General features: G+C 39.9%; 4 protein-coding genes and 1 other RNA gene. All 5 read right to left on the minus strand.

What is annotated here, in order from left to right:
• Window positions 1-81: 81 nt before the first annotated feature.
• The 5 genes from ffs to ADI76_RS05040 all read right to left on the minus strand — a co-directional run bounded on the left by ffs (window position 82) and on the right by ADI76_RS05040 (window position 3,790).
• An RNA gene (gene ffs / locus ADI76_RS10760) (signal recognition particle sRNA small type) lies at window positions 82-162 on the minus strand.
• A gap of 43 nt (window positions 163-205) precedes the next feature.
• Complete coding sequence (gene tadA, locus ADI76_RS05025) at window positions 206-715, minus strand: tRNA adenosine(34) deaminase TadA (RefSeq protein WP_003016809.1); 510 nt, start codon at window positions 713-715, stop codon at window positions 206-208.
• Window positions 716-1,017: 302 nt separating this feature from the next.
• Complete coding sequence (locus ADI76_RS05030) at window positions 1,018-2,595, minus strand: ATP-binding cassette domain-containing protein (RefSeq protein ID WP_049514993.1); 1,578 nt, start codon at window positions 2,593-2,595, stop codon at window positions 1,018-1,020.
• A gap of 12 nt (window positions 2,596-2,607) precedes the next feature.
• Complete coding sequence (locus ADI76_RS11235) at window positions 2,608-3,027, minus strand: 4Fe-4S cluster-binding domain-containing protein (RefSeq protein ID WP_049514994.1); 420 nt, start codon at window positions 3,025-3,027, stop codon at window positions 2,608-2,610.
• Between the two features lie 118 nt (window positions 3,028-3,145).
• The gene (locus ADI76_RS05040) at window positions 3,146-3,790 is read right to left on the minus strand and encodes an HAD family hydrolase (protein ID WP_003002091.1); all 645 of its coding nucleotides are present in this window, start codon (window positions 3,788-3,790) and stop codon (window positions 3,146-3,148) included.
• Between the last annotated feature and the right edge of the window lie 129 nt (window positions 3,791-3,919).

Genomic DNA, 3,919 nt, shown 5'->3' on the forward strand with positions numbered 1-3,919 from the left:
CCCTCACGTCGCTTCGCTCCTCAGGATCAATATCTCTAAGCTCGGTTGCGCCTTACAGGCTTACCTCACTAAGAGCTATAGAAAAAAGAGCACACAGTTCACTTCGCTTAGGGCTGCTGGATTCCTCCCCTGACCCGCTTCACGCAGAACTGTTGCTCCGATAGGTATTATATCATAATTTGTTCGATTTGCAAAGGTCCGGTTTTTATTCTTGTGTTTCGGCCTTGGCTGCGAGTTTGGCTTGTTTTTTTCGTTCTCGACCTTGGCGGAAGAAGGTCTGCATGATGGCTGCACATTCTGCTTCCAAGATTCCTGTTTCTACTTCGACTCGGTGATTGAGGCGTTCATCTGCCAAAATGTCGTAGAGACTACCTGCTCCACCGAACTTCTGATTGGTCGCCCCGTAAATCACCTGGGGAATCCGAGCTAGACCAATGGCACCACTACACATGACACAGGGCTCAATCGTGACAAAAAGCGTCGTATCCAGCAGGCGCCAGCTATTTTCACGCTGATTGGCCTCCTCGATCGCCATGATTTCCGCATGCATGACCGCCCGCTGCAGCTCCTCACGCGCATTATGTCCACGCCCGATAATCTGACCATCCTTGACCAAGACACAGCCAATCGGTATTTCATCATTGGCGAGGGCAATCTCCGCCTCCTTCAGGGCTTCCCTCATAAACATCGCTTTTTCCTCTATCGTGTAGTCCATCTCTTCCTTCTTCCTTTTAGTTTCTTTGTTCATTATACCATAGGCAGCTTACGACTCACAAAAAAAGCCGCCGATTGGGCGACTCTTATGGGAGATTATTATGAAAAAGTTTAGGAGGTTTAAACAAAGTTAGGAGGTCTTTGTTTATGCTTCTAGTATAGCTGGCCTATCTTAAATAAAGCTTAAGTTCTCTGAGTATTGATGATTTTGGAAATATCACCACTTAGAATCTCAAAAATATCTGACAAATTGCTGGCTTACTACTATCCGCTTTGTCGCAGAACCAACTATTGTGGCATCGCTCATCCTTTACGTAACTCAAGGATTTGGTCATAGCGCTCTTCTTCATCAATATGATGGGCTATTTCTAGTACCGTGATCGGCAAAGAAAAGATTAGGTCTCTAACCAGACGACTATTTTTTTCGTCCAAAGCTGATGTCACTTCGTCCGCTAATAAAATATCCTTCTCGCGTAAGAGAAAACGAGCCAACTCTAATCTGACACGCTGACCTCCTGAAATGTTTTCACCATTATTATGAATTTCTACATTCAAAATATCCTGAAATTCATCTATTAAGCCAACTCGGTCCAATACCTCCAATAATTCATGGTCCTGAAAAGGCTGACCAAAAGTTAGATTATAGCGGATAGTATCGTTAAACAGGAAGGGATGCTGGCTAATTAAACCGATATTCCCTTGGAAATGACTCGTTATTTGATTTCCATCATACTGAACGAAAATGTCACCCTCATCACATACTTCTTCTCCTAAAATCAAGCGAAAAAGAGTCGTCTTTCCAGACCCGCTCGGTCCTTTGATTAAGACCTTCTGACCTACTGAAATCGTCGCCGTCAAATCAGAAAAAAGCTGACGTTCAGCAAAACTTTTTGAAATATGATTTAAGCGCAACGATTCGAGATTTTCAACAAATTGATCCTTTGTCTCTTCGAAATCAGGTTCTTCCTCGATAATCTTAAACAGGCGGTTCGCAGTCGGCAAGGCACCTTGGAGATTGGCTGCACTGTACATCAGAGTTTGGATCGGTTCTACCAGCATCCCCGCAGCAACATACATAGAGATGAGGCTTGTAATAGAAATAGAATTTCCCTGTAAACTCAAATAAAAGTCTAAAGCAAGAGGAACAACCTGACTAAAAAAGACCATAAATCCATTAAAGAAAAAAATAATATTATGTGTGAAACAAAATCTTTGGATGGCTTTTTGATATTCTCCGTTTAAATCATTCACGCGCTCTTCATTCAGCCTCATGGCCTGATTAATCCGTAAGGTTTGGCTGCCTTGCATACTATCCGAGACAAGCCCATGTAATTTCGTTCTAAGCTTGGACCAGCTGTCTCCCGAATCTTGTAAACGACGATTCATGATGAACTGAGGAATAGGTCTCATAATCGTAAAAATGACAAAAATAAGTCCTAAGAGAAAATTTTGTGAAACAATATAAATGGCTGTAACAAGGGCGACAAATCCCCAACTCACCATAACATTTATATTTTCCAAATAATTATCGCCCACATATTCCATATCTTGAGTTAGCAGACTAACTTTTTCATCATTGGAAAATTTAGGATTCAATATGACTTTCTTAAATAAAAGGGCACGGACACTTTTGTTGATTTCTCTTCGGAATATATTGTGCGAATAGTTTGAAAACAGCATCAGACTATAAATAACAAGATAGACAGACAAACCAAATAAAACAAAATTGAGAATTTTTCCATAAGAAAGGCCGTCTTGATCTAACTTCAAGGCCTTCGTTAAAATCAGAGGTTGCGCCAACACCAAACCACTATTCACAATACGCCCTAAAAAAATAGGAAAAAGATACTTCTTATCAATGTACTTATAAATATTTCTCATAATTATCATCCATCAAAGTGGTTCTCCTCCAAACCAGCCTACTGACAAATACTTATACTTCCCGGACTGAAGTTTTTCTTTCAAAAATTGGACAATGGCATCTTCTGTCTCTGTTGACATAGCAATATTTTCAAATTTTTCATAACAATACTTACACCGAAAATTACAATCTCCATGTGTCAAAATTGTTAGTTCCAATAATTCAGCATCTGTATCGCTTATTTTAGATAGATACTTTTCGACCTCATACTCACCCTCACTTAAATATTTATTTTTATCAAGATAAGCATGAAACTCTTTCCTAATCACATCATTGCTGTCGACTACTCTATTCAATTCATTCGTAAGAAAAAATGAATGATTGGTTTTAGTATTAAAATACAACGTACCATCATCAGTACTATATTTTAATATATATCGTGACAAATTCATATTATCACCTCTTAATCTGTGTGACTTAACCTACAGTAAGTATACACCGATAGAAATATTAAATAAAGCAATATTCAGCAGATTAGAAAAGTTCCAACTTTTAATATTTTGGAAAAGGTTATCCTATAAAAGCTGCAATTTCGCCAACTTCTTGAGCAATATAGGTGGCGCCGGCTTCTTCCAATTCTTCCCTGCTTCCAAAGCCATAAAGGACACCGATAGAATCAAGCTTTTGCGCTTGAGCGCCAAGCACATCGTGCTCCCTGTCTCCAATCATGATGGTATGCGCCAAATCTGTAATCCCATTTTGCTCCAAGGCATACTGGATAACATCGCTTTTTTTACTACGTTTTCTATCCATGGTCGCACCAGCGACAAAGTCAAAATAATCATACAAACCAAAGTGTTTGAGAATTTGAATGGAAAATTCTTCAGGCTTTGACGTAGCTACAATCAACTGTTTGCCAGCCTGCTTGAGAGAAGCCAGCAAGTCAGGAACGCCTAGATAGACCTCATTTTCATAAAGGCCTTTTTCGGAAAAATACTCATGATAGTAGTCAATGGCCTTTAAACATTCTTCCTTAGAAAATCCATAAAAGCGCTCAAAAGACTCCTGCAAGGGCGGACCGATGAAAACTCTCAATGCTTTCTTGTCTGGCACTTGAATCCCATATTTTCCTAAGGCATAGGCCACCGAGTTGGTAATCCCTAGTTCTGAATTGGTCAAGGTGCCGTCTAGGTCAAATAAAATCGTTTGATACATTTTTTCCTCTTTCTGCTTTCAAAAAGAGGCTGGGACAAAAGTCCTAGCCTCTCAATTGTTTTTGGTTTGTCGAGCAAGACGCAGTGGTTGAGTGGGCTCTACTACGCTGATTTTATCAGCTTTTACAGC

Origin of the sequence: Streptococcus parasanguinis, assembly GCF_001074805.1 — a bacterium.
GTDB lineage: Bacteria > Bacillota > Bacilli > Lactobacillales > Streptococcaceae > Streptococcus > Streptococcus parasanguinis_A.